At 34.0% G+C, this 24617-nt stretch carries 19 protein-coding genes; 3 read left to right on the top strand and 16 right to left on the bottom strand.

Translation table 11 applies throughout. From position 1 onward, the window contains the following. Positions 1-34 precede the first annotated feature (34 nt). Positions 35-841 (top strand): SDR family oxidoreductase, encoded by an 807-nt coding sequence (locus H8K90_RS01440; RefSeq protein ID WP_186844161.1) that lies wholly within the window; start codon positions 35-37, stop codon positions 839-841. Positions 842-852: 11 nt separating this feature from the next. After that, complete coding sequence (gene uxuA / locus H8K90_RS01435) at positions 853-2016, top strand: mannonate dehydratase (RefSeq protein WP_186844160.1); 1164 nt, start codon at positions 853-855, stop codon at positions 2014-2016. Positions 2017-2030: 14 nt separating this feature from the next. Here the strand turns inward: uxuA and H8K90_RS01430 are convergent, their stop codons facing one another. The 16 genes from H8K90_RS01430 to H8K90_RS01355 all read right to left on the bottom strand — a co-directional run bounded on the left by H8K90_RS01430 (position 2031) and on the right by H8K90_RS01355 (position 21101). Next, positions 2031-3125 carry a DUF6807 domain-containing protein gene (locus H8K90_RS01430; protein ID WP_186844159.1) on the bottom strand — a complete coding sequence of 365 codons (1095 nt, stop codon included), beginning with the start codon at positions 3123-3125 and terminating at the stop codon, positions 2031-2033. Between the two features lie 10 nt (positions 3126-3135). After that, the gene (locus H8K90_RS01425) at positions 3136-3906 is read right to left on the bottom strand and encodes a cupin domain-containing protein (RefSeq protein WP_186844158.1); all 771 of its coding nucleotides are present in this window, start codon (positions 3904-3906) and stop codon (positions 3136-3138) included. A 19-nt stretch (positions 3907-3925) separates the two neighbouring features. Beyond that, complete coding sequence (locus H8K90_RS01420; protein WP_186844157.1) at positions 3926-4861, bottom strand: alpha/beta hydrolase; 936 nt, start codon at positions 4859-4861, stop codon at positions 3926-3928. 1 nt (position 4862) lies between these two features. Beyond that, the gene (locus H8K90_RS01415) at positions 4863-5630 is read right to left on the bottom strand and encodes a rhamnogalacturonan acetylesterase (protein WP_186844156.1); all 768 of its coding nucleotides are present in this window, start codon (positions 5628-5630) and stop codon (positions 4863-4865) included. Further along, positions 5627-7051, bottom strand: coding sequence for a Gfo/Idh/MocA family protein (locus H8K90_RS01410; RefSeq protein ID WP_186844155.1), 1425 nt, complete (start codon positions 7049-7051; stop codon positions 5627-5629). Before H8K90_RS01410 ends, H8K90_RS01415 begins: the two co-directional genes overlap by 4 nt. A gap of 11 nt (positions 7052-7062) precedes the next feature. Then, positions 7063-9084, bottom strand: coding sequence for a pectate lyase (gene pelA, locus H8K90_RS01405; protein ID WP_186844154.1), 2022 nt, complete (start codon positions 9082-9084; stop codon positions 7063-7065). Between the two features lie 11 nt (positions 9085-9095). Next, positions 9096-10286 (bottom strand): exo-alpha-sialidase, encoded by a 1191-nt coding sequence (locus H8K90_RS01400; RefSeq protein ID WP_186844153.1) that lies wholly within the window; start codon positions 10284-10286, stop codon positions 9096-9098. Next, positions 10286-11896, bottom strand: a complete 1611-nt coding sequence (locus H8K90_RS01395) for a glycoside hydrolase family 43 protein (protein WP_186844152.1) — start codon at positions 11894-11896, stop codon at positions 10286-10288. Before H8K90_RS01395 ends, H8K90_RS01400 begins: the two co-directional genes overlap by 1 nt. Beyond that, the gene (locus H8K90_RS01390; protein WP_186844151.1) at positions 11893-12924 is read right to left on the bottom strand and encodes a Gfo/Idh/MocA family oxidoreductase; all 1032 of its coding nucleotides are present in this window, start codon (positions 12922-12924) and stop codon (positions 11893-11895) included. Before H8K90_RS01390 ends, H8K90_RS01395 begins: the two co-directional genes overlap by 4 nt. Before the next feature lie 6 nt (positions 12925-12930). Next, a complete protein-coding gene (locus H8K90_RS01385) occupies positions 12931-14157 on the bottom strand; it encodes a glycoside hydrolase family 88/105 protein (RefSeq protein WP_186844150.1) in 1227 nt (408 codons plus the stop codon). A 2-nt stretch (positions 14158-14159) separates the two neighbouring features. Continuing rightward, positions 14160-14579 (bottom strand): cupin domain-containing protein, encoded by a 420-nt coding sequence (locus tag H8K90_RS01380; RefSeq protein ID WP_186844149.1) that lies wholly within the window; start codon positions 14577-14579, stop codon positions 14160-14162. After that, positions 14579-15595, bottom strand: a complete 1017-nt coding sequence (locus H8K90_RS01375; RefSeq protein ID WP_186844148.1) for a DUF4861 family protein — start codon at positions 15593-15595, stop codon at positions 14579-14581. Before H8K90_RS01375 ends, H8K90_RS01380 begins: the two co-directional genes overlap by 1 nt. Further along, positions 15592-16545, bottom strand: coding sequence for an alpha/beta hydrolase (locus tag H8K90_RS01370; protein WP_186844147.1), 954 nt, complete (start codon positions 16543-16545; stop codon positions 15592-15594). Before H8K90_RS01370 ends, H8K90_RS01375 begins: the two co-directional genes overlap by 4 nt. A 120-nt stretch (positions 16546-16665) precedes the next feature. Next, positions 16666-18141: a glycoside hydrolase family 28 protein gene (locus H8K90_RS01365; protein WP_186844146.1), complete on the bottom strand. Its 1476-nt coding sequence runs from the start codon at positions 18139-18141 to the stop codon at positions 16666-16668. A 161-nt stretch (positions 18142-18302) separates the two neighbouring features. Further along, positions 18303-19553 (bottom strand): T9SS type A sorting domain-containing protein, encoded by a 1251-nt coding sequence (locus tag H8K90_RS01360; protein WP_186844145.1) that lies wholly within the window; start codon positions 19551-19553, stop codon positions 18303-18305. A gap of 231 nt (positions 19554-19784) precedes the next feature. After that, the gene (locus tag H8K90_RS01355; RefSeq protein WP_186844144.1) at positions 19785-21101 is read right to left on the bottom strand and encodes a T9SS type A sorting domain-containing protein; all 1317 of its coding nucleotides are present in this window, start codon (positions 21099-21101) and stop codon (positions 19785-19787) included. Between the two features lie 333 nt (positions 21102-21434). Between H8K90_RS01355 and H8K90_RS01350 the strand changes: the two genes are divergently transcribed. Further along, positions 21435-24614: a SusC/RagA family TonB-linked outer membrane protein gene (locus H8K90_RS01350; protein WP_186844143.1), complete on the top strand. Its 3180-nt coding sequence runs from the start codon at positions 21435-21437 to the stop codon at positions 24612-24614. Positions 24615-24617: the final 3 nt, after the last annotated feature.

Here is a 24617-nt window from a genome sequence, read left to right as displayed (position 1 = left end):
AGATATTGTAATTTAATTTCTTAAAAATTATTGAATGAACTTATTTGAAATAAAAGATAAAGTTATATTAATCACTGGCGGTTACGGTGTGTTAGGTTCTAGCATTGCTAAACATCTAGTTGAATCTGGTGCAAACGTGGCTATACTTGGCAGAAATGAAGCCAAAGCCAAAACCTTTGCAGAGCAACTTTCTTCAACCAACGCTATAGGCCTTAAAGCAGATGTATTAGACAAAGAAAATCTAGAAAATGTAAAGGCTCAACTTTTAGACAAATGGCAAAAAATTGATGTGCTCATTAATGCTGCTGGTGGCAATATGCCTGGAGCAACACTATCACCTTCTGAATCTTTATTTGATATTTCTTTGGATGACTTTCAAAAAGTAACAGACTTAAATTTAATGGGAACTGTGATTCCGTCGTTGGTTTTTGGAAAACAAATGACAGAACAAAATGGTGGTTCCATAATCAACGTATCTTCGGTTGCTGTAGCACAAGCATTAACACGTGTTGTTGGCTACTCGGCTTCAAAAGCTGCTATGGAAAATTTTACACGTTGGATGGCTGTAGATATGGCTCATAAATTTGGAGATAAGATTAGAGTTAATGCCATTGCACCTGGATTTTTCCTTGCGGATCAAAACCGAAAATTACTCACTAATGATGATGGTTCTTTAACTGAACGCGGTGAAACTATTATAAGAAGTACACCTATGAAACGCTTTGGTAATTCCGAAGAATTAAATGGCGCAGTGCATCTTTTAGCAAGTAACGCTTCTAAATTTATGACAGGAACAGTTATCCACGTAGATGGTGGTTTTGGTGCTTTTAGTGGTGTCTAAAAAATAAAGAAATGACAGAAACTTTTAGATGGTTTGGCAAAACTGATGCCGTAACCCTTTCAGATATTAGACAATCTGGTGCTACAGGTGTGGTTACTGCACTGCACCACATTCCAAATGGCGAAATTTGGCCTATTAAGGCAATTGAAGCTACAAAAAATACAATTCTCAATGAAGGATTAGAATGGTCTTTTATTGAAAGTATTCCCATTCACGAAAACATAAAACTACGTCAAGGAGACTATAATAAACGCATAGAAAACTATAAACAAAGCCTTATAAATATTGCTAAATGTGATGTAAAAAATGTGTGCTACAATTTTATGCCAGTTTTAGATTGGACACGTACTCATTTATTTTGGGAACTCGAAGATGGCAGCACAGCATTACGATTCGACAAGGTTGAAATGGCTGTTTTTGAAACATACATTATGCAACGAAATGATGTTGAAAATCATTATAGTGATGATATTCTTTCAAAAGCTAAACATAGATTTGATGCAATGTCTAAAACAGAGATACAACGTTTAAAGGATAGTATTCTGAAAGGTTTACCAGGTACTGTTGATGATCTTGACATTCCGACGTTTAAGAAAATGATTGCACAATACAAGGATATATCGCATTCCGACTTAAAATCTAATTTATCTTACTTCTTGAATGAAATTATTCCACTTGCTGAAGAATTGGGAGTAAAAATGGCAATCCATCCAGACGATCCACCTTTTGATATTATGGGATTACCTCGCATTATCACATCTGAAAGTGACTTAGATGATTTAGTGAGTTTTATTGATAGTCCATCAAATGGTATCACATTTTGTACAGGTTCTTTGGGTGCGAACAAGAATAATGACTTACCAAAGATGATTGAGAAATTCAAAAACAGAATTCATTTTCTTCATCTTAGAAATGTTAAACGAGAAGCTGACGGTAGTTTTTATGAAGATCATCATCTCGAAGGCTCTTCAGATATGTTTGAAATTGTAAAAGCTGTTTTAAAAATAGAAAGCGAACAGAACATTTCATTGCCAATGCGACCAGATCATGGTCACCAAATGTTACACGATTTAAAAAACAATACAACTTATGCAGGATATTCTGCCATCGGAAGATTAAAAGGTCTTGCCGAACTCAGAGGCTTAAGTATGGGAATACTTAGAAATGGTCTGTAATAGATTTTAGTATTCTAAAATTTTGAAATGAAATTTTCGTACTTATTATTTATACTTTTTGAAGTCGAAGAATCTCCATTTGTGATGACCACTTGATGTTTGAATGTTGCTGATTCACCTTTCTTAAGCGTGAAGTTAAATTGCTCCTTTCCTTCGGTATAAATATTACTACCAAAATGATTCACACCATATAAGCCATAGTCGCGCACCATCCAATGTGGAGGATGGTTTAGATTTTCTTTATGATCAAATATAGATATTGAGATACTATCTTCACTTACTTTACCAGCCAGTTGCATCCATTTTGCACGTTTGCCCCAAACTTCAGGATACCCTTCAATACCATTACTGTTTTTATATTGACCAGAAACTAACGAATTATCTAAAATAGAACTTTCAGTTGCCACTAAGTCATCATCAAAAAGTACTGCTGGTTTATCTGAAGCTATCTCTAATTCTCTCCTCACTCTCATTGCAAACATCCCTTCTTTTGTATCTTTAAAGAGTACATCAACATTTGGAGCAGTAATCGTTGTAATATGAGTAATAATACGTTCATTTTCATCTCCACTAAATAGATATTTTGTTTGCTCGGTTAGGATAAGTTCATCAGTGTCACTTTTCCATTCTTTCTCCACTTCAATAGTTCCAATTTCACCAGATTCAACGTTTATGAATTTAACATGATTTATTCTGCCATAGCGTGCATTTATATCTTTTGGTATTACAGCACTATTCCAAAAATCAATACCATTTACAACACCATGATTAAACCATAATCCATAATGATGAGGATGGTCTAAACGTTCGCCAGGATTGGTTGCAAAAGGAAACCCACGTGTTATTCTAATTTCGTTTGCAGTATGTATTGGAAAAAGAACAGGTTTTCTTAAAATACTGTCTGAATGTAAATATGAGGTAAAGAATTTTCCGCCGATATAAACATCTAGCTTATCAATTGAGTCATTTTTTTGAATGGACACAAAATTTTCAATCACTTTATTTTCATTACTATCATTTGCCATGTTCTTACAAGCATTTAGAGAGATAAAACAACATATAATAATTGTTTTACCTAATGATATATTTAATTTATTAATTGTCATCATAGTATTAGTTTTAAAACCACTTAAAAGCAAAGTATTTACACTCTTTATCTGTAGCATTGCTTATTCCGTGCATTGAGCCTGAGTTTGCGAAATAAAAATCGCCTGCGCCTCCTTGATAATTTATACCATCAATCATCATTTCTGTATCACCAGAAATGACTAATATTATTTCTGACTCAATATGCTCGTGCGGTTTATGACTTGGTCCTTTTTTATTTAATTGAGTGATATGCATTTCAAATCTTTCGCACATAGCTGTGGGTCTATCAAAATAAGCTATTCCACCTCCACGTTTACTTTCTTTGAATTTTAAATCTGATTGATCTAACATTAGAGATCCACCTTCATTCTGACCTCTTTCAATATTCATTCCTTTTTTTGCCTTATACTTCATAACATAATAGGTGAGGTTAGTATCACCTACATTTTCAATAGAATGCATTTGTTGCGGCATTAATAAAATTACACCACCAGAATTTAGAATTTTACTTTTTCCTTCGATAGAAATTTTCATTTGTCCTTCCTTAACAATGATGCATTCCTCAGCATCTTCGTTAGCATGTGCTTTACTTGGCTTAGCTCCAGGAAATTGTGTAGTCGCATGGATTTTTAGATATTTAAAATGATGAGATTCACCTTCAAATATTTTTCTTGTTTCTTTAAGTTCACTCTTAGTTACTGGATGGTCATCCCATTTATAAACGCCTGATTCAATTGAGTTCATATTATCTCTGCAAAACATTAGCATTAATATTAAAAAACTCGATGTTGCTATTTTCATAATATGCTTTTTAATTAATTTAGTTTTTGTTTGTTGTTAAATACTTAGAAGACTTCAACCATTGCTCGCATGCTTTAACCCAAGGATGAGTTGAGTTTCTTCCCATACCAAAACCATGACCTCCTTTTTCGTAAAGATGCATTTCTGCTGATACTCCATGTTCTTTTAAGGCTATATAATATTGAAGACTGTTCTCTGCCGGAACCGATTTGTCATCTGTAGCGTGTATTAGAATTGTTTTTGGTGTTTCAGAATTAACTTGGGTTTCATTAGAATAGAATGCTACGGTTTCTTTTGTTGGTTTGTCTCCTAGCAAATATTTTCTAGATCCTTTATGTGTAATTGAATCTTTCATGGAAATTACTGGATAAACCAAGATTGAAAAATCTGGCCTAGCTGTTGTGCTGTCTTCTGTTTTGTAAGTTTCTTTATTATATTGCGTGGACAAGGTTGCTGCTAAATGTCCTCCAGCAGAAAACCCTAACACACCAATTTTGTTTGTATCTATTTTCCATTGGTTGGCATTTTGCCGTACATATCGTATAGAACGTTGTACATCTTGTAATGGGCCAATTCTTTTATCTTTCATAATTGCATCGTCAGGCAATCTGTATTTTAATACAAATGCGGTAACACCCAATGTATTTAACCACTTTGCTACTTTAAAACCTTCTTTATTTATGGCTAAATGATGATAACCTCCACCAGGACAAATAATAACCGCTGTTCCGTTTGGTTTTTGTGGCTTAAATAGGGTCAATGTTGGTTCTGTAACCTTTTCTACACTCCACAACGCAGAATCTTTTAAAGTTTGGACCTCTTTATATTCAGGATTTTCAATGGCATTAGGAATAGAATCTTGCCAAAGTTTAATTACTTTGTGCTCTTGTGCATAAGAAGTGGCGAAAAAGAGACCACTAAATAGAAGCAACGATTTGTGCAATGTATTTTTCATTCTATTCTTTTTTGATGTACGCTTTAAATCCTTCAATCTTTTCTTCTAATTGATTAATTGCCAATTTAGATACTTCGGTAGCGCCTAAAACGGACAAATGTGTGTTATCTTCTTTCCCTTCAGGATAATAAGGAATTTCATTGGGTTGATAATGCAAATGCAATTTTTTAGAGGCTTCTACACCATATTGCTCTTCTAATTGTTCTGTGAGATATTGCAAATCAATTAAAGGCACATTCATTTCTTTAGCTACTATTCGGACTTGCAAAGGGTATCCCTTGTGTGTATCTATTAATGTGCCATGTTCGTTAAATTTTCGTCTAACAATTGATGTAAACAGTACAGGGTTTGCCCCTTTATCTCTGGTTTCTTCAACAAACTTTATTAGGTTATTTCTGTAGGCTGTTTCCGGATTAGTGTATCGTTTCGGGTCTTTGTATTTTTGGTCGTTATGTCCAAACTGAATAAATACATAATCGCCTTGCGCTAATTGGTTATGGACAACTTCCCATTTTTTTTCATCGATAAAGCTGCGCGTGCTACGTCCATTTACTGCATGGTTTTTTACCGTTGCATAGTCGTTTAAAAACTCAGGTAATACTTGGCACCAACCACGTTCTGGATTTTCATCTGGATTAGGTTTATCTGCCATAGTAGAATCTCCAATGGTATAAATGCTTATAGGTTGTATTTCCTTTTTACAAGAAACTAATGATAAACCAATCACAAGACTAAAGACAGTCTTTACTATGTTCCTTTTTAATTTCATATTTGTTTTTTTGGCACCAAATCTGTTAACTCTGCAATCTTTACTGGTCGTTTTTCATCAATGCTAATTCTTGCTGCAATACCAACTAAAACAGCCATTGAGCCTTCTCTTACACCAGCTGCATGTTTAAGCTTTTTATCTACAATTTGGTTTCTAAAAATTTCATTAAACATTAAACGATCTCCGCCCCAATGTCCTTTTCTAACGAAGGGAAACTTTATTAAGTTATAATCTTCAAAATTTCGTTGTGTAACAATCTCATGATATTTTAATTCGGCTTTAGAGTGCGAAGAATGATCCATTTCTTTATCATGAATCTTCGATTGGTCTTCTTGCAATTCATCTCTCCAAGGAATACCTTCATAGGTTTCCATTCTACCATCTTTTCCATTGAATGCAATTTTAAAACCTTCAAAAGGTGAGTAGGTTGATAATGAATAACTCACTTGCACGTTATTAGAATATTTTATCTGTACAGCCATTTTATCAAAAATGTCTATTTCTTCGCGCCATAAACAATTATCTCTTATATAGCCATCGTGCTTTTCATTGGCTGCATAGAGTTTCATGTACGTTTCGTTTTTGGTAATATCCCAATAGAAATCGCATTCTTTTTTATGTTCGCACGATCTGCAATTGGCACCTCTAAAAGCATTATTTTTTCCGTACTTTTCGAGTTCGCCATAGGCATGTACTTCTAGAGGCTCTGAACCTATAAACCAATTTAACAGGTCGAAATGATGTGCGGATTTATGTAATAGAAGTGTACCTCCTTTATCTCTTAAACCATGCCATCTTCTAAAGTAAGACGCTCCGTGATAGGTGTTTAAATACCAATTAAAATCTATTGAAATGATGTCTCCGATTTCTTTAGAATCTATAATCGTTTTTAGTTTTGAAAACAGTTTTCCATAACGATAATTAAAGGCCATTATTAGTTTTCCTTTAGATTTTCGTTGCGCATCAATTATCATTTGACACTTTTTTTCATCTGTTGTCATCGGTTTTTCGGTAACTACGTCAATGCCCTTTTCTAATCCTTTTATAATAAATTCGTGATGCGTAGAATCTACCGTTGTAACCATTAATAAATCGATATCTACTGTAGCTAACATCTTGTCGAAATCTGTAAACGTTGGGCAATCTACACCGATATATTCTTTAGCATAAGCAACACGTCCTGGATTAATATCGCATAAACCAACATACTCAATAACATCGCTATATTGTTCTTGTAAAAATTTACCGTAAAATGATATACCTCTAATACCTGTACCAACTAAAGCGACTTTTCGCTTTTTAGTTGTTGCTGATAAAACTTGACTAAAAGCTGGTGAAATTACCATTGTGCCTGCAAGTGATAATCCTGTTTTTTTAATAAAGTTGCGACGAGATAGATTACTTTTTTTTGTAAGCGCCATAATACATTGAATTAATTAATTTTTAAATACCACTGCTCATTATCCTTTTTGTTTTTATCACCAAGCACACGTTTTAAAGTGTGTTTTTTTGCTTCGCGCTTTGTTAATTGATGCGACCATCCTGCGCGTTCTTTCGGTTTATAACCTTCACCATAATTTCTATATTCGGCATAAAAAGCTGTTTTTTCAGCTTCTGGCTTAGACCAATTATGCCAACCCTTTGGAAGGATATGATTACCTAAATCACATTTCATAAAAACAGTTTGCGCATACACTCGCCAAGGTCTTCCTAGATATACTTCATTAACATCCTTTTCGGCAGTTAGTTTACAGTCTTTAAACACATACCCAAACAATGAATCTTTTGGTGTAGATGCTGCCGTGATGTAAGAGTTCTTTTTACTGTGTATTTGGCAATTTTCAAAAAAGGCTGTGGCGCTCCCGAAAATAAAATCGGTTGTTCCTTCTATGTAACAATCTTTATAGTATTGCTTACCTTTTCCTGATGCATACAAAGTATCTTGATTACCCATTATATTACAATTAACTACAACCACTTCGTCTGAGAATACTGATAATGCAACGGCTTGTCCAACTTCACCAGATGAGTTTTCTATAGTTAGATTTTTTAGCACAACGTTATTAGCTTCGACTAATAATGTGTAGGTGTAAAATGTGCTATTTCTACCTAAACCAACTTTATTAAAATAGTCGTCATAGGTTATAATTGTTTTGTCTTTACTTTCACCAATTAATAAGATATTAGGGTTCCATTCATGGATTTTCACTTTTTCCTTATAAACACCATTTTTTATTAGAATAGTGACACGATCATAAGGAAAAGATTTGGTGTTATTAATTGCTTCTTGAATACTTACATAATCGCCAGTACCATCTTTTGCGACCGTTATATTTAATTCGTCTTTATGTTTTTTAAGGCTTTTTTTTTTGAGACGCTCTTTCCATTTAGGATAGGCATCTAAAACCATTTGAGGGTCACTTCTATACCAAGCGTATCCATTTCTTCGTTCAGCACCAATATCTTCTAATTTCCATTTCTTAATACCATCTCTGTCGCAGAAAAAAGGCTTATTGTCTTCCAAATTCATAAAACGTGCCCAAATTGCAGGTGCAGTTTCATCTGGTATCATTCTTTTATCTACAATCTTGCCAACTCCATTGTAAATTCTATCTTTTCGTAGTCCAGTAATCTTAGTCTTTTCAAACCAAGCTACTGCGCTATTTACAGCATTGATGATTTCTTTTGATGGATTTTCTATAGACATCAGCAACAATACAATATGTGCTGATTCTGCACCACTCAAAGATTTTAATTCGAATGTACGTGCATTTGCTGGCTCTAGTGTAAACTCATCATGTTGTGCACACCATGCAGTTAACACACCGTTTTGCCTATATTGTGTTTTAAGTATACAATCTATCCCTTTATTAAATGAGGTCTTTATTTTTTCTAATTGATTTTGTGATGGTTTAATGGAATATAAACCTGAATCCTCTATAAGGGCTTTTAATAACTTCATGATATTAACCATGGAATCATCATTATAGGTAATATGTGTGTAGTAGCCTTTTCTTAACGGATAAAACTGTGGCCAACCACCATTATCGTACTGCGCTTCTAACAAATAATCTATACCTTTTAAAAAAGCAGTTTTATAGATATCATCATTTGTTTGTCTGTAGATTTTAGATAAAAACAGTAACTCTTGAGTTGTTGCTTCATTATCTGTAGTGGCACCTTCATTCGTTTTCTTTTTTTCTAATAATTTTTGTTTTTCTTCATCTGAAAGTGGATGATGCATTTGTACATTTTTTGGCCAACCACCAATGTCTCGTTGATACAATAATACATTTTGTGCATAGTTTTTGGCTTCTTCAGACTTGAACCATTCATCAGGTTTATCGTGAATAATTTTTTGCCAAGATTTATCGTGAACTTGAGAAGAAACTCTAGTGAAGAAACAAATTGCGATTAAGACCAGTATGCATTTATAGTTAGGATTGAATTTCATGATTAATCATTTTAAGGATTAGTGATTTTTAGGCTACTCAACGGAACTTTGGTGTACTCTACATCTTCCTTATTGGTAGTGTAAGACACATATAAATTATCGTTGAAGATAAACGACTTAGGGTAATGGTATCCCAATCGTTTGTACTTGCCTTGGTATTGCAATGGCTGTATAGCATCTCCTCCTTTACGAAGCATATACGCATTGGTAAACAAATTACCATCATTACTAAGCGTTACAGCCAAAGGCATTCTCGTTTTAGATTGCACAGGATTGTTGATGATATAAGCGGAACCATCAGGAAAATTCCCTGCACTTTGCTTAGACCTAGAGTCTGGCATTTTGGTCTCAACTGGTGTCGTCCAACTTTTGCCGTTATCTTTACTAATTGAAGCTAAAGTCTGAAACGAACTGAATTGGTCTCTAAACACCATTACCAAAGTATTATCTTTTTTACTGAAACTACTTGGCTCAATTTCTTGAGAGACATTATTTTTTTCTGAATTATTTCTAAAGAGTGCTCTCGTCCAACCACTAACTCCTTTTGGATCATCTGTATAAATTGGCGACACTTGCAATCCAGGTTGAAAGTGTGCAGCATTAATGATGCGACCATTAGCAAGCTGATGTGGGTCTTGCTCAAATACGGCATTCATAGCTGTATTATTTGCCATTAAAACAGGATTTTCTTTAGACCAATTCAACCCATCCGCACTTGTTTTATAATGGGTAAAACCACCTTTTGGCGACACTTTTGACGGCCAAACATTTACGAAAGCAATCAGCGAGTCTTTATGTGTCCACCAACCACCAGAAGTACAATAACCTTCTTCCAAGGATGCTGACAAAACCATTGGTTTGCTCCAATGTATGCCGTCTGTACTTTTACTATAGGCCACCCAAGTATCATCAGAATCTTCATCTTTAGACGAACTTTGCCACTGACAATACAACTCGCCTTTAAAAGCTGTCATTACTGCACCATTACTAAAATGGTCTGTACTATCCGTGGGTTTAAAAATGGTATGTGTTTCAATACCTTTTGGAACTTGTAATCCTAAATCTTTTGGCTGAAGCGTATCGAACAAGTCTTTTTTAACATGAAAGGGAATATTCTGTTTGTTCTCTTCTGAACAACTCTGGAAGAAAATCAATCCCAGAAATAAAAATAGATGATATTTTATAGACTTTGTATTACTCATTATTTCTTAAATCGAATCCAGTCAATATCTATACTTCCTGCATCATTAATAATACCTTCTCTTAATGCCAAGTAACCTATTTTAGCACCAATCCACCTGCCTTCTCTTGCTTTAAATGTGTCTCCTACAGGCTTAAATCTTTTATTATTTGTGCTGTAATAAAAATGGCACTCTCCGCCTTTATCTACTTTAATTTGAAGATAAATTGTGTTGCTATCTACTTTTATTTTTCCACTTTCATTTTCTGTGCCTTCTTTGTGTGCGTCTTTACACGTTACCTGCGACAAATACAGCTGTCCATCTTCTTGAGCGAATTTGATGTAGCTATAGCTCAATCCCATAATTAAAAAACCAACTTGCTCGTTATCGTGTCTGGCATTAAACGTTAATTTGGTGGTTGCTGTAAACGATTCTGCTGGAAATTTTTGCAACAACAAATTTGGAACGTCGTGCAGATTACCAGAACCTTCTGGTCGTGGTCTGCAATACATTGTATAATGTCCCATTGGTGTTGGGAAACCATAATACACTTGTGGATTAGCGTGCCATTGCCATTGCAAACCTCTTTTGGGTTCATTAAACTCATCAGAATCTGGTGGTGTTGCTATGGGATAGGTTTTTCCAACATTTGGTTTTTTATAAGTTGATACAGGCTCACCAATACCATCCTTATTTTGGTCTACTCCCATAACTGGCCAATCGTTTTCCCAAGACATTGGTTGCATATGTACTATACGACCATACATATCTTTATCCTGAAAATGAAGAAACCAATCTTCGCCAGTAACAGTATCTACCCAAGCTCCTTGATGTGGTCCATTGATTTCGGTATTACCTTGATGCAATACTTTCTTTTTTTCGTAAGGACCAAATGCTGATTTAGACCTTAAAATAGTTTGCCAACCAGTAGAAACTCCACCTGCTGGTGCAAAAATGTAATAGTAATTATTTCGTTTATAAAATTTAGGTCCTTCAATAGTAGATTCATCTTTATGACCATCGATAATGATAACCTCATCATCATTAGTTTTATTGCCTTCAGCATTCATACTACAAACCACCAATAAGCTTTTTATACCTGCACGACTTCCTGCGAAAGCATAAGCTAAATAGACTTTTCCGTCATCATCCCAAAGTGGCGTTGGGTCTATCAATCCTTTGCCTCCTTTAACCAAAACAGGCTCTGACCAAGCACCTTTTGGGTCTTTTGTTTTAATCATATAAATACCAAAATCTGGGTCTGGAAAATAGATGTAATATTCGCCCTTATGAAAACGAATGCAAGGTGCCCAAACTCCTTTTCCGTGTTGTGGTTTATCAAAAACCCCTAATGGCACTTGCTTTGGTAAAGCGTAGTTTACCAACTCCCAATTTACCAAGTCTTTGGAATGTAAAATCGGCAAGCCAGGCGAACAGGTAAACGACGAAGCCGTCATATAATAATCTTCGCCAACTCTAACGACATCTGGGTCTGAAAAATCGGAATGTAATACAGGATTGGTATATGTACCATCTCCATTATCTGACACCCAAACTTCAGACACAAACTTGTCTTGCGCTGCACTGTTGAAGAAGATAAAAAATAATGCTATTAAACTTATGTTTTTCATAAGGTAATGACTCTCTTTTCTGAGTTACTTAAAAAAGCAGCTTCAATAATTGTTATGACTTGTGTGGCTTCTTCAGCCGTTACTGGTAATGGTTTGTTGTTTAAAATCGCTTCGGCTATACCATTATAATAAGTCATATAATCGCCTTGCTCTGTCTCAATTAGTTCTTTTTTTGTAAGGGTATGAAGCAGTCCTCTTTCTGATTCTGGCTCTTTTCCCCAATTTGGAGTATTAGGCTTTATTTCTTTTTGAAGTTCAGTTTCTTGAATATCAGCTTTTGATTTTACAAAAGAACCTTCGGTACCGTGAATGCTGTATGCAGGAAGCGGTTCCCTAACAAAATAACTAGATTTTAGATTGACGTAATGTGAATCGTAATACAGTTTTACATCAAAATAATCTCCAACTTTAGAGTCTTTTCTAAAAACATCTAAGTTTGCAAATACGCTATTAGGCATACCAAATAACTGTAAAGCTTGATCTACGAGATGCGAGCCTAAATCGTACAAACTCCCGACACCTTCAGTTGGTGTTTCTTTATGTGTTTTGTAACTCAAATCTGGATCGAATCTATCGTAATGCAATTCGGCTTCAACAATATCTCCCAACACACCCTGTGCAATAACTTTTTGAACGGTTTTAAAATCGCTATCCCAACGTCTGTTATGATACACTGAAAGTTTAACATTTTGCTTTTCGGCTAATGCTATTAACTCTTCAGCTTCCTTTGTAGTAACGGTAAACGGTTTCTCTACGACAACGTGTTTACCTGCTTCTAGCGCTTTCTTAGTATAATCGTAATGCGTAATATTAGGTGTATTAACGACTACTAAATCAATGGCTTCATCCTTTAGCATTTCCTCTAATGAGCGAAAGGTTTTAACAGTAGGATATTTTTGTTCTGCTATATTTTTAGTGCGCTCAAAAACTCCATATAGATTAAAATCTGGATGTATATCTACAAAAGGTGCGTGAAATAAATGACCACTCATTCCGTATGAGCAAAGGGCTGTGTTAATAGTTGTCATAATTTTTTATTTGTTTAATTCTAGAGCAGCCATCATAAAAGGCCCTGTTCCTTTAGGATCATTAGACCTAATGATTTCTCCAATGTAATATTCAAAAGAGCCATCTCTGTATGGATTACCACCCAAACCTGCTACTCCACAACATTTGTTTAGGTTAACGATACCATTATCTTCTACAGTGATAAACGTTTCTAAAATACCATCAAAGGCTTTATTGGCATTATCTAAATATTGTTTTGGCAAGTAACCTTTGTTAACACCTTTTGCTAAGACGTAGGTAAACATACTTGTACCTGTAGCTTCTAAATAATTACCTTCTCTATCTGGCAGATTAAGCACTTGATACCAAGTACCTGTTTTTTCATCTTGATATTTTACAATGGCTTCTGCGTATTGGTTGAGATATTTAACGATTCTTTCTCGTCCAGAATGATTTTCTGGCAAATAGTCCAAGACATCTACAAGAGCCATTCCGTACCAACCCATTCCGCGTGACCAAAAGTGTTGAGACAATCCGGTTTCTTTATTGGCCCATTTTTGTTCTTTACTTTCGTCCCAACCATGATAATACAGTCCGGTTTCTAGATCTCTACTATGTTTTTCAATCAAATCAAATTGCAACATAATTTTATCGTAAACCTTGTTAGCATCTTCAGGACTCATATAGGTTTTTGCATATTTAGCATGAAATGGTTCTGCCATATACAGACCATCTAACCACATTTGGTATGGATATATTTTTTTATGCCAAAAACCACCTTCTGACGTTGTTGGCTGACCTTCTAATTGCTTATGAAGTGTATCCATTACTTTTTTAAAGCGAGGCTCTTTAGTTTTATTGTACACATAGTAAATTATATCACCTGCTTTTATCATATCTAAATTGTAATTAGACATTTTGTAGGTCTTAATTATACCATCTTCTTCAATCATCCTATTTGGATAGTCATAGATGTAATCGTAAATTTTTTGATTTTTAGTTTGCTCAAAAACCTTAGACATTCCTTGCAAAACCAATCCAGGTGTGTAACTCCATTTTGGTTTATCTCTAAAGTCTAATAATGTTGGGTCTGGAAAACGTTTTATTTCTGAAAGCGCCATACGTTCTGACCATTTTAAGTCTTCTGAAATTTCTTTTTTAGCTACAGGTGTTTCCTCTGTTTGTTTCTTTTCTTCTTTACAACTGGTAAGAAAACCCAATGCCAATATTGCTACGAGTGCTATGTTTTTCATTTTTACTCTTTTTCGTATTTTTTAATCACTAAATATTTTAATTCGGTATCACCTGCATTGCTAATGCCGTGCATACTCCACGACGGACAATACAGACTAGTATTTGCTTCTACAACAACTTCTTTACCATCTAAAAAGAATTTTGCAGTACCTTCTAACACATAGAAAAATTCATCTTCTACATGTTTGTGTGGTGCATGTGTTGATTTTCCTGGTGCAACAACACTCATTTTTATGGTTCTTCCGTCTAAAAAGTCCTTATCAGCAAACCAATATTGATAGCCTACTTTGGTTGGAACTGTTTTATCTTCAGAGAACGTATTAACACATTCCTCTATGGTGTAAGTTTTCTCTTGAGCTGTTGTAATTTGCATCGTAAAACAAAGCATTACAATTGAAAAAATCTTGGTACTTGTTTTCATTACAAAGTGTTTTTAGAGTTTAATTCATTTAATAATCCATCTAAATAGGTCTTGAATTCAGCTTCTGTTTTTATACCATCTGGTTCTTGTTCCCAAGCGCCTAGAAAGTAAAATGTAACAGCGTTTGTAGTTGGTTTAAATTCAATTAAATAATCATCTTCTCCTTTTTTGATTTGGGAAGTGGTATCTACTTCATAAAAGATCGCCATTCCTAAATTATCTGGTACTAAAGTTTGCGATCCATAAGTTGCTATATAAGCCCATTTTTTGTTCTCACTTTCTGCAGTGAAATAATTAACACCATGGTCTACAATACCAGTAACAATACCGCTAATTGCTTTTGAAGGCTGAATGGTATGTTTTGTATAACGGTTATCTGGACGAATACTCAATGTAGATTTTAAATCGATTTTATCATCGCCCGTTTTCCAACCTTTATAATTAATAATTACAGAAGACTGGTCTTTATTGTTTTCTATCGTAGCAAACGTTGAATCGACTTCTTTAAAGTGAAGTACTTTATCTTCAACCAAACGACCCAAAGAACCAATACCAAGTCCGTTACCAACCTTTAAGATGTCTTGTCCCCAAGGTTGTGGCTCGTGATAAGAATCAAATCCATCTTGACCTACTTTAGAAAGCGCCATTGTATCGGTTAGTTTCCCGAAGATGTCTATTCCATTTCTCCAATCTAAGTATAGTCTGTAACCAATTTTATTGTTTTCCCAACCAGGTCCTTCGTAACGCAAATACCAGGTATGGTCTGTATGATTGTCTGGCACTCTTAAGTGGTTTACATTTTTAAAATGTGTGGTGCCTTGGTATTCTTCGTGTCCTCTTGGGCCATCAACCCATTCTCCACCTTCTGCTATAGAAATTTCGGCATATGTTTTTGGTGCGTCTTCTAACTTTTGCTCTTGTTGAACCTCTTGTTTTGCATCCTCTTTCTTTTCGGATTTACAAGCTACAATGGTACTAACGCAAAATAAAGCTGCTATTAATTTTGAAGTTTTCATTTATGGTTTTTTTTGAATGTTTTATCTAAAAATGTTGTGATGTAATTTACGGTGTCCTTAAACCAAGGATTAAATAACCAAAAGGTATGTGGACTATCTGGAAAATTTTCTACTTGATAGTAAATTTGATACTTCTCCATAATTTCAATCATTTCTTCTCGTCCTGCCTGAAAGCGTTCATTTTGACTACTAATAAACAATGTTGGAGGTGTGTTTTCGTCAATATGTGTAAGCGCAGACGCTGCTTTCCAGATTTCTGGTTTTTCCTCATAGGTGCCATCCAACCACCAACTTGCCATTTTTCCTTCCTTTGATTTTGGATGTTTAAAGGCTAGAATACCATCTAGATTAATTATCGCTTGAACTTCTGTTGAAGTTTTGTAGCCTGTTTTTTCTTCAAATTTTGAATTGTTGTTAGTTGTACCAACTAATGATGCCATTTGTGCACCAGATGAAGTCCCTAAAACAGCGACTTTGGTTGTATCTACATGAAACTTCAAGGCATTAGCTTTTATAAACTGAATGGCTTGTTTTATATCAAAAATACCTTCTGGATACTGTGCTTCATCAGATAATCTATATTCAATTGCGAAACAGGAATATCCTTTTGATGCAATATACTGAGCCATAGGTTTCATGTGAGACTTGTCACCAGACTTCCAACCACCACCATGTACTAAAATGACTGCTGGATTATTTTCTGATGTATTAATAAATGCATCGAGTTTGAGCTCTCTAGCGTTTAGCTTTTTATAAGTTATATTTTCTATTTCAGTAATATTCTGAAATTGTTGTGGCTTTACAATTTCTATTTGCGGAAAGTTTTTTATGTACTTTTTATAAGAACTAATAACAGTGTAGGAAGTGTCTTTTTGGATAGTTTGAAAAGCGAAAAGCGTTGTAGAACTCAACAAAAAAAGAATGCAATATGTTATTAATTTATTCAACATTAATTATTTAAAAGTTCTAAAAGAAAGCCTGATTTTTATCGTAAAAATCAGGCTTTCTAAGAAATCAAATCAATTTAGACTCTAAAATGTTTTTGATATAATTTCTATATATTCCTGCTATTAATCTTCTGTTTTAGGAGGACTTTGCATCAAAGATCCATTGATATAGGTATCTATAAGTTTTAAGTTCTTTACATTTTCTAGAGAAAAAGCATTTTCTACCTTTTCTATATTAACATTTCTTAATGTTACATTAGTAATAGGTGAATCTTCATAACCTTTAGCTAAAATGCCAAACTCGCCACCATTTTTTACAGTAACATTTTCTAACCAGATATTTTTTATTTCTGGAATAAACTCACCTGTTTGGTTGGTGTAGGTAGCATAAAACATGTTTAATTTTAAGACAGCCTCTTTTACTTGGCCCACTTCAACATTTCTTACATAAACTCCATCAATAGTTCCTCCTCTTCGCGAGTTTGTTTTTAATCGTATAGCTCTGTCTAAGTTAGGGCTATCCATAGTGCAATTTTCTACAAAAACATTACTAACACCTGCAGACATTTCACTTCCTATTACAACACCACCATGACCATCAATCATTTTACAATTTTGAACAACGATATTCTCAGTTTTTATAGCTACTCGTCTGCCTTCAGCATCTCTACCAGCTTTTATTGCGATACAATCGTCACCTGTATTAAGGGTACAGTTCTTTATGATAACGTTTTTAGAATACTCAGGATCACAACCGTCATTATTTGGGCCATGACTTTCAACCGTTACGCCATCTACAATAACATTATTCGATTTGAATGGATGGATAATCCAAAATGGTGCGTTTACAATTTTCACACCTTTGATTAAAACATTTGTACATTCATAAGGCTCTAAAAATGTTGGTCTTAAATAATGACCTTCGCCAAAAACACGCTCACTTAATGGTGTTGCGTTTTGTCCCATTTCCATTAATCTTGGAAGGTTTAGGCTGTCTTTCTGTTGCGGCATTCCTTTCTTCCAGCCATAAGTATCTTTTCCACACCAGTTCCACCAATTTTCATTACTTGCTTGTCCGTTTAAAATACCTTTACCAGTAACTGCGACATTTTTCTTTTTGTATGCATAAATTAATGGTGAGTAATTAATAAGCTCAACACCTTCATAAGATGTTTCTACTAAAGGATAATAATCCTTTGGATTAGTACTGAATAATATTTCTGCACCTTCTTCTAAATGCAGGTTTATGTTATTGTCTAAATGAATTGCTCCTGTGAGATATTTACCTTTTGGTACAATTACTTTTCCTCCTCCTTTTTCAGCGCAAGCGGCGATTGCTTTTTTGAAGGCTTCTGTGTTTTTTGTTTTGCCATCTGGATTTGCACCATGGTCTAAAACATTAATTTCAATATTAGGAAATTCTGGCTCAGTAACATTTGAGATTATCTCATCCATCATTGACCAAACATTCTTATCTGAAGAGGTGGTATTTACTTTTTCTGTTTTATATTCTTTGCAAGAAGAAACGCACAAAAACAAAACAAAAGATACAAAGAAAGCTTGCTTAATTATACTAGTGAATTTAGTTGTTAACACCATATTTTTATATTCGGTTTTTAAATAATGTAATCGATTACCCAAACTTAAAAAAATTAGTTTAATAATACAAAACTTTCATGGTTTAATTAGTATAATTATTAAAATAAAAAAGAATGCTAATTAGCATCCCTTTTTATTGTTTTGTAAAGTATTATTATTACTTAATAGGTTATAAATTTAATGGATTTTTCACCTTTATTAGTTTTAATTCTAGCAATATAAATACCAGGACTCAAAATAAAGTCTATGTCATTATTCGTTTTAATTGTTTTTTGTCTTGATCCAGTAATTGTATAAATATCAACTTGGGTACTTGAGTGTACATTAGAAATAAATACGCGATCATTAACAGATTTTATATTAGTATTTATACCAAGAGTTTCATCATTTGTACTAAGCAGAGTACTACTTACTTCTAATTTGTAATAATTGACTGCATTATTTTCAGAAAACACTAATATCGATGTACCACTACCAGTATAATTAGCTTCTAAATATCTACGATCACTATCACCTAAAGAATCAAAACGTGCAACTTCTGCACCTGTATTATCTGAAATAACTACAGCACGTGGTGTGCCACTTCCACTAAATCTATACCATAGCTTAACTGATACTGGGCCAGTAATAGGAAATTCCATATAACGTCTAGTTGGTAAGCCAGAACCATCAACTGAACTATTTCCTTCAGATTTTAATCTGTTAGTTGACGAGTAACCATCATCCCAAGTTCCTGAATTAGGTTCAACTGTGGCAAAATCAGAACCACCACCTACTAAGGTTAAACCATCAATGACTCTAGTGTCGGAAAAGGCTGGGCCTACAGGAAAATTTGTTGTGTCGTTACCAAAATCCCAGACTTTATCTTCTGTTGGTGGAGCAATTGTAGCTGTTTCAAGTTTGTAATAATTAACGGCATTTCCTTCAGAAAAGACCAATAAAGTTGTTGCACCACCAGTATAATCTGCTTCTATATATCTACGATCTGAATCGCCTACTGAATCGAAACGCATTACCTCGGTACCTGAAGCATCAGCTACTACAACAGCTCGTGGAACACCAGAACCACTGAATCTAAACCAAAGTTTAACAGTAACAGAACCATCTACAGGAAACTCCATATATCTTCTTGTAGGTAAACCGGAACCATCTACGGAACTATTTCCTTCAGACTTTAAGCGATTAGTTGATGAGTAACCATCAGTCCATGTACCAGAGTTAGGTTCAATTGTCGCAAAATCAGAACCACCTCCCACTAATGTTAAGCCATCAATGACTCTGGTGTCAGAAAAAGCTGGTCCTACAGGGAAGTTTGTTACATCGTTACCAAAATCCCATACGTTGTCTTGTCCATGTAAGACTAAAGACATGAAAACTAGAGGGAATACTAAAAAAAGTAATTTTTTCTTCATGTTGTAATTGTTTTAAAATTAGTTAATTGTCTTAATGTAATCGATTACAAATATATAAATTAATTTTTATTCGAAAAGAGCATCTTTTATAAGATAGCTTTAATGGTGATTATAGTTTGCTACTATTTTATTAATTAGGATGTGATTTAAAAGCTGATATTCTATACTGAATAAGTGAATTTTATATCTATTTTAATTTTGAGGTTATTTGTTTTAAACTTAACTAAACCCCTACTTTTTTGTTATTCTAAAAGTCTTAAAATTATTTTCAAATTGAAGCTTAATAAAGTATATACCTTTCGAGTATTGACTTAAATCTATTACTGATGTATTATTTGTTTCGCTATCTACTAGTAAGGTCTTATTCATTATTTTTTGTCCACTTACAGAATAAATTGAAAATTTTACTTCAGTATAATTAGTTACCGGAAATTTTAAGTTTATCACGTCGTCTACTACAGTTGGATAATACTTCACCTTTGAAAAAACTTCATCATTTAATCCTAAATTTTCACAACTTGAAGATATTTCTCCAGTGCTAGTAACTTGTAGTGTTGCACCAGCACCACATTCTGTATTAGGTATATATGATGCAACATCATTTACGGGAATTACGCTATAAGAATAGGTTGGTTGTGGCACTGTGCCTAAGTTAGAAACTCCATTAATACAATTGTCAAATTCTAATGATACTGTGCCGCCATAACTTTGATAAACTGTTCCGATATTTGCAAAGTCTGAATTTTCTACATAACAAGACAAATCATTTACTCCACCACTAAATCCTAAAGCTCGTGAACTAGAAACATCTGTGTTGTAATAACAATTCAATATATGAAGTTGAGAATTCCTCGCTCTTGGCATTCTTTCTCTGCAACCTTCTGCCCAATAACAGTTTTGAAAGGTTACACTATAATGACCGTCTGGTGGAGATTGAGAATCACTAGAGCCAACGAGATTAGAAAACCGGTGATCATTTGAGCCACCTGGACCTCCTGGTACGGCAGGTTTAAGGTAAGTGAATTTACACCAAGATACAGTAACATTATCCGAATTACCTTTTATATCAAAATTTCCATCAACGCCATCTTGGAATTCGCAATGGTCAACCCATAGATTTGTGCAACCATCCGCAGTAAGATTGTCACGTCCATCAACATCATAAGCGCCAGGCCCTTCGAAAATTAAATTTCTTATTATAACGTTATTAGACCCATTTTTCAAATTTAGAATTCCTGAGCCAGATTGTGTTTGTGTATTATTTACTAGTCTCGTATTAGGTAGTCCAATAATGGTTTTATTTGTAACAACCTCACTAATATGTTGTCCTGCAGGAATTGTTATTGTACCAGAGACTAAAATAACTTGAGGAGTAGAAAGCTTTATTTTTGCTTTTAAATCAGAGTATGTTGTAACTGTAACAGGAGCAACATTGCCGCCACCAGTTGTGCCTTCTCCATAGCCTTGTGGAGTAGCCATATAATAATTCTGGCTAAAACTGAAGGTTAAGCAGAATAGAAGAGCCGTAAATAAAAATGATTTTTTCATTATTTATATTATTAGAAAGTAAATTAAAATGTAATCGATTGCACAAATATATAATTTTGTTTAAAATTTTGTGAGGAATATTTATTATTTTGATTCAAAGCAATTATTGATACGGCAATTTTTTGTTAAAATATTTAACATATATAAAAAAAACTTAACAAAAATTTGTGTATTTAAAAAAATCCGATAATTTTGTGCAATCGATTACATTAATCTAAATAACTTTAAACTAAATTCAACAATTTTATGTATAACAATTTAATTGATTTTTTGTTTTTCCGTTCTATAGAATGTAAAACAAAAAGATTTTATTCAATAAAATCTTCATCATTAATGCTATTTGCATTATTTGTTATTGGTGCTAACTTTCTGCATGCCCAAAACAATGTAATAACAGGAAAAGTAACTGCAGAAGATATGGGTTCTGCTGGTGTACCAGGCGCGTCAGTAATGATTAAAGGGACGGCTAAAGGTACCTCTACGGACTTTGATGGTAACTATTCATTAAATGTTTCTGACCCAAATGCAATCTTGGTTTTTTCATATCTTGGATATACAACTCAAGAAGTAAAAGTAAACGGTAAAGAAGTTATAAATGTGGTACTTAAGCCAAGTCTAGAATCTCTTGACGAAGTTGTGGTGATTGGCTACGGCACAACTCGTAAATCTGACTTAACAGGTTCTGTCGTTACCGTTGGTGGAAACGATTTAAAAGAGCAAAATATTTCAAATGTGGCAGAAACATTAACTGGTCGTTTAGCTGGTGTAGAAGTTTTGTCCACAGAAGGTTCGCCTGATGCTGAAGTGCAAATTAAAATACGAGGTACTGGTTCTATTACTCAAGATAGTTCACCTTTAATTATTGTTGATGGTTTTCCTATTAATAACTTAAGTGATATATCACCTTCTGATATTGAAAATATTACAATTTTAAAAGATGCATCATCGACAGCTATATATGGTTCTAGAGGTGCAAATGGTGTAGTTATTATTACCACTAAAAGTGGTAAAGAAGGAAAAATAACAGTTAACTTTAATACATTCTACGGTGTTAAATCTATAGCAAAAACTATAGATGTCTTAGAACCAGAAGATTTTGTGAAATGGCAATATGAATATTGGCTTTTGAGAGATACTCCAGAAATTTATGAAGAAAACTATGGGCTTTATCAAGATTATGACCAATATATTGGTATGAAAGGGAATAATTGGCAAGAACTAATTTATGGACGTACAGGTGAAGTTGAAAGCAGAGATATAGCTATTAGAGGAGGTTCAGAAAAAATAAATTTTAATTTCAACTACGCATTATACGACGAAAAGGCTATACAAGTTGGTTCGGATTTTAGACGAAACAATTTATCGCTTGCACTAAAAAGTAAAGCTAGTGATAAAGTCGATTTAACATTTAACGCACGTTATTCGGATACTGAAATAAATGGAGGTGGAGCTAATGAGCAAAATGAAATCTCATCCTCAGATTCTAGGTTAAAACATTCTATTAGGTATTCACCAATTCCTTTAGTAAGTTTTGATCCAACAAACACTGAAGAAACCTTTTTTAGCGATTTGGTAAACCCTTTTGTAGCTGTCGATGACAACCAAAGAAGACAATTACGAAAAAATCTGAATTTATCGGGTAGCTTTGCTTGGGAAATTATTGATAATTTAAAATTTAAAACGAGCTTAACGCTTAATAATAGAAATGATTTAGATTATCGTTTTTATGGTAAATCTACATACTTTTCAAGCAATCGACCAGCTGTTGAAAATCAGGGTCTGCCATCAATCGTAATTAGAGACACAAAACGAGAAGACTTTAGAAACGCTAATACAATTAATTATAATTTCGAGAACCATCTTGGTGAAAATCACGGACTTCAAGTTTTATTGGGACAAGAAATGATAATAGCTAAAAATAATAGAGTTACGAGCGAAATACATGGATTCCCTTCAGCATTCGATTTTAATACTAGTAGAACTCTTACTACTCAAGGAACTCCTTTCTCAGTGGATAATTTCTATAGCCCAGAAGATAAATTACTGTCGTTTTTTGGTCGTGCTAATTACGATTATAAAAATAAATATTTATTCACAGCAACCTATAGAATTGATGGTTCAAGTAAATTCTTAGGTGATAATCAATGGGGTTATTTTCCTTCGGCAGCTTTTGCATGGAAACTGTCTGAAGAGTCATTTTTAGAAAATACAGATTGGGTAAACTCTTTAAAACTTAGGTTAAGTTATGGAGAAGCAGGTAACAATAACATTCCTACTGGGCAAACCATTCAAACATTCCAGTCTTATAATACATCTTATATAAATGGAATTGATAATTATTGGGCGGCTTCAAGTATACTTGCTAATCCAGATTTAAAATGGGAAACTACAGTTACTCAAAACTTAGGTTTAGATTATTCTCTTTTTGGAGGACGTTTGAGTGGTAGTTTTGAATTATATAAAAATGTTACTAAAGATTTACTACTCGCATTTCGTACACCAGGATCTGGATACGAATATCAATTTAGAAATATAGGGGAGATTCAAAATTCAGGATTCGAAGCCTTATTCAATTATACGGCAATAGAAACTGAAAATTATGGATTAGATTTATCTTTTAATATAAGTGCCAATACAAATAAAATTAATTCATTAGGTGAATTAGAGGATTTTGGTTGGACATCAGAATGGGCATCTAGTCAAATAGGGAATGATTATCTTGTACAGGTAGGTTCACCATTAGGTATAATGTATGGTTATAAAAATGATGGTAGATACGAAGTTTCAGATTTTGATTATAACTCTACGACTGGTGAATATACTTTAAAAGACGGTGTTGCAGACAACAGTGCTGTAATAGGAGATGGTAATGTAAGGCCAGGTTCTTTAAAATTAAAAGATATCAATGGAGATGGAGTTGTAGATAATGATGATAATACAGTAATTGGTGATGCTAATCCAGATTTTACTGGTGGTTTTACAATTGGAGCTCGAGCATATGGATTTGATTTTTCAGCAGCTTTCAACTTTAGTGTAGGTTTTGATGTTTATAACGCCAATAAAATTCACTCAAACACTCCTAGAGAAAGTGGTGATTTTGGAAACCTTACAACTACATTTGCAGATGGTGTTAGGTGGACAAATTTAGATCCTTCAACTGGGCAACTCGTAACTGATCCTACGCAACTTCAAGCACTAAATGCTAATACAACAATGTGGTCGCCTTATATGCAAAGATATGTGTTTAGTGATTGGGCTGTGGAAGACGGATCTTACTTAAGACTAAATACATTAACCGTAGGCTACACTTTGCCAGAATCGGCATTATCAAATTTTGGAATATCAAAACTTAGAATATATGCTACAGCGAATAACGTATTTATTCTTACAAACTACTCTGGTATGGATCCAGAGGTATCAACAAGAAGAAAAACAACATTTACACCTAGAGTAGATTACTCAGCATATCCTAGAAGTAGGCAAATTGCTTTTGGCATCAACCTTAATTTTTAAAAA

Origin of the sequence: Winogradskyella echinorum (genome assembly GCF_014297365.1) — a bacterium.
GTDB lineage: Bacteria > Bacteroidota > Bacteroidia > Flavobacteriales > Flavobacteriaceae > Winogradskyella > Winogradskyella echinorum.
Note: the sequence above shows the minus strand (reverse complement) of the source record. Positions and strands in the feature narration are given on the sequence as shown.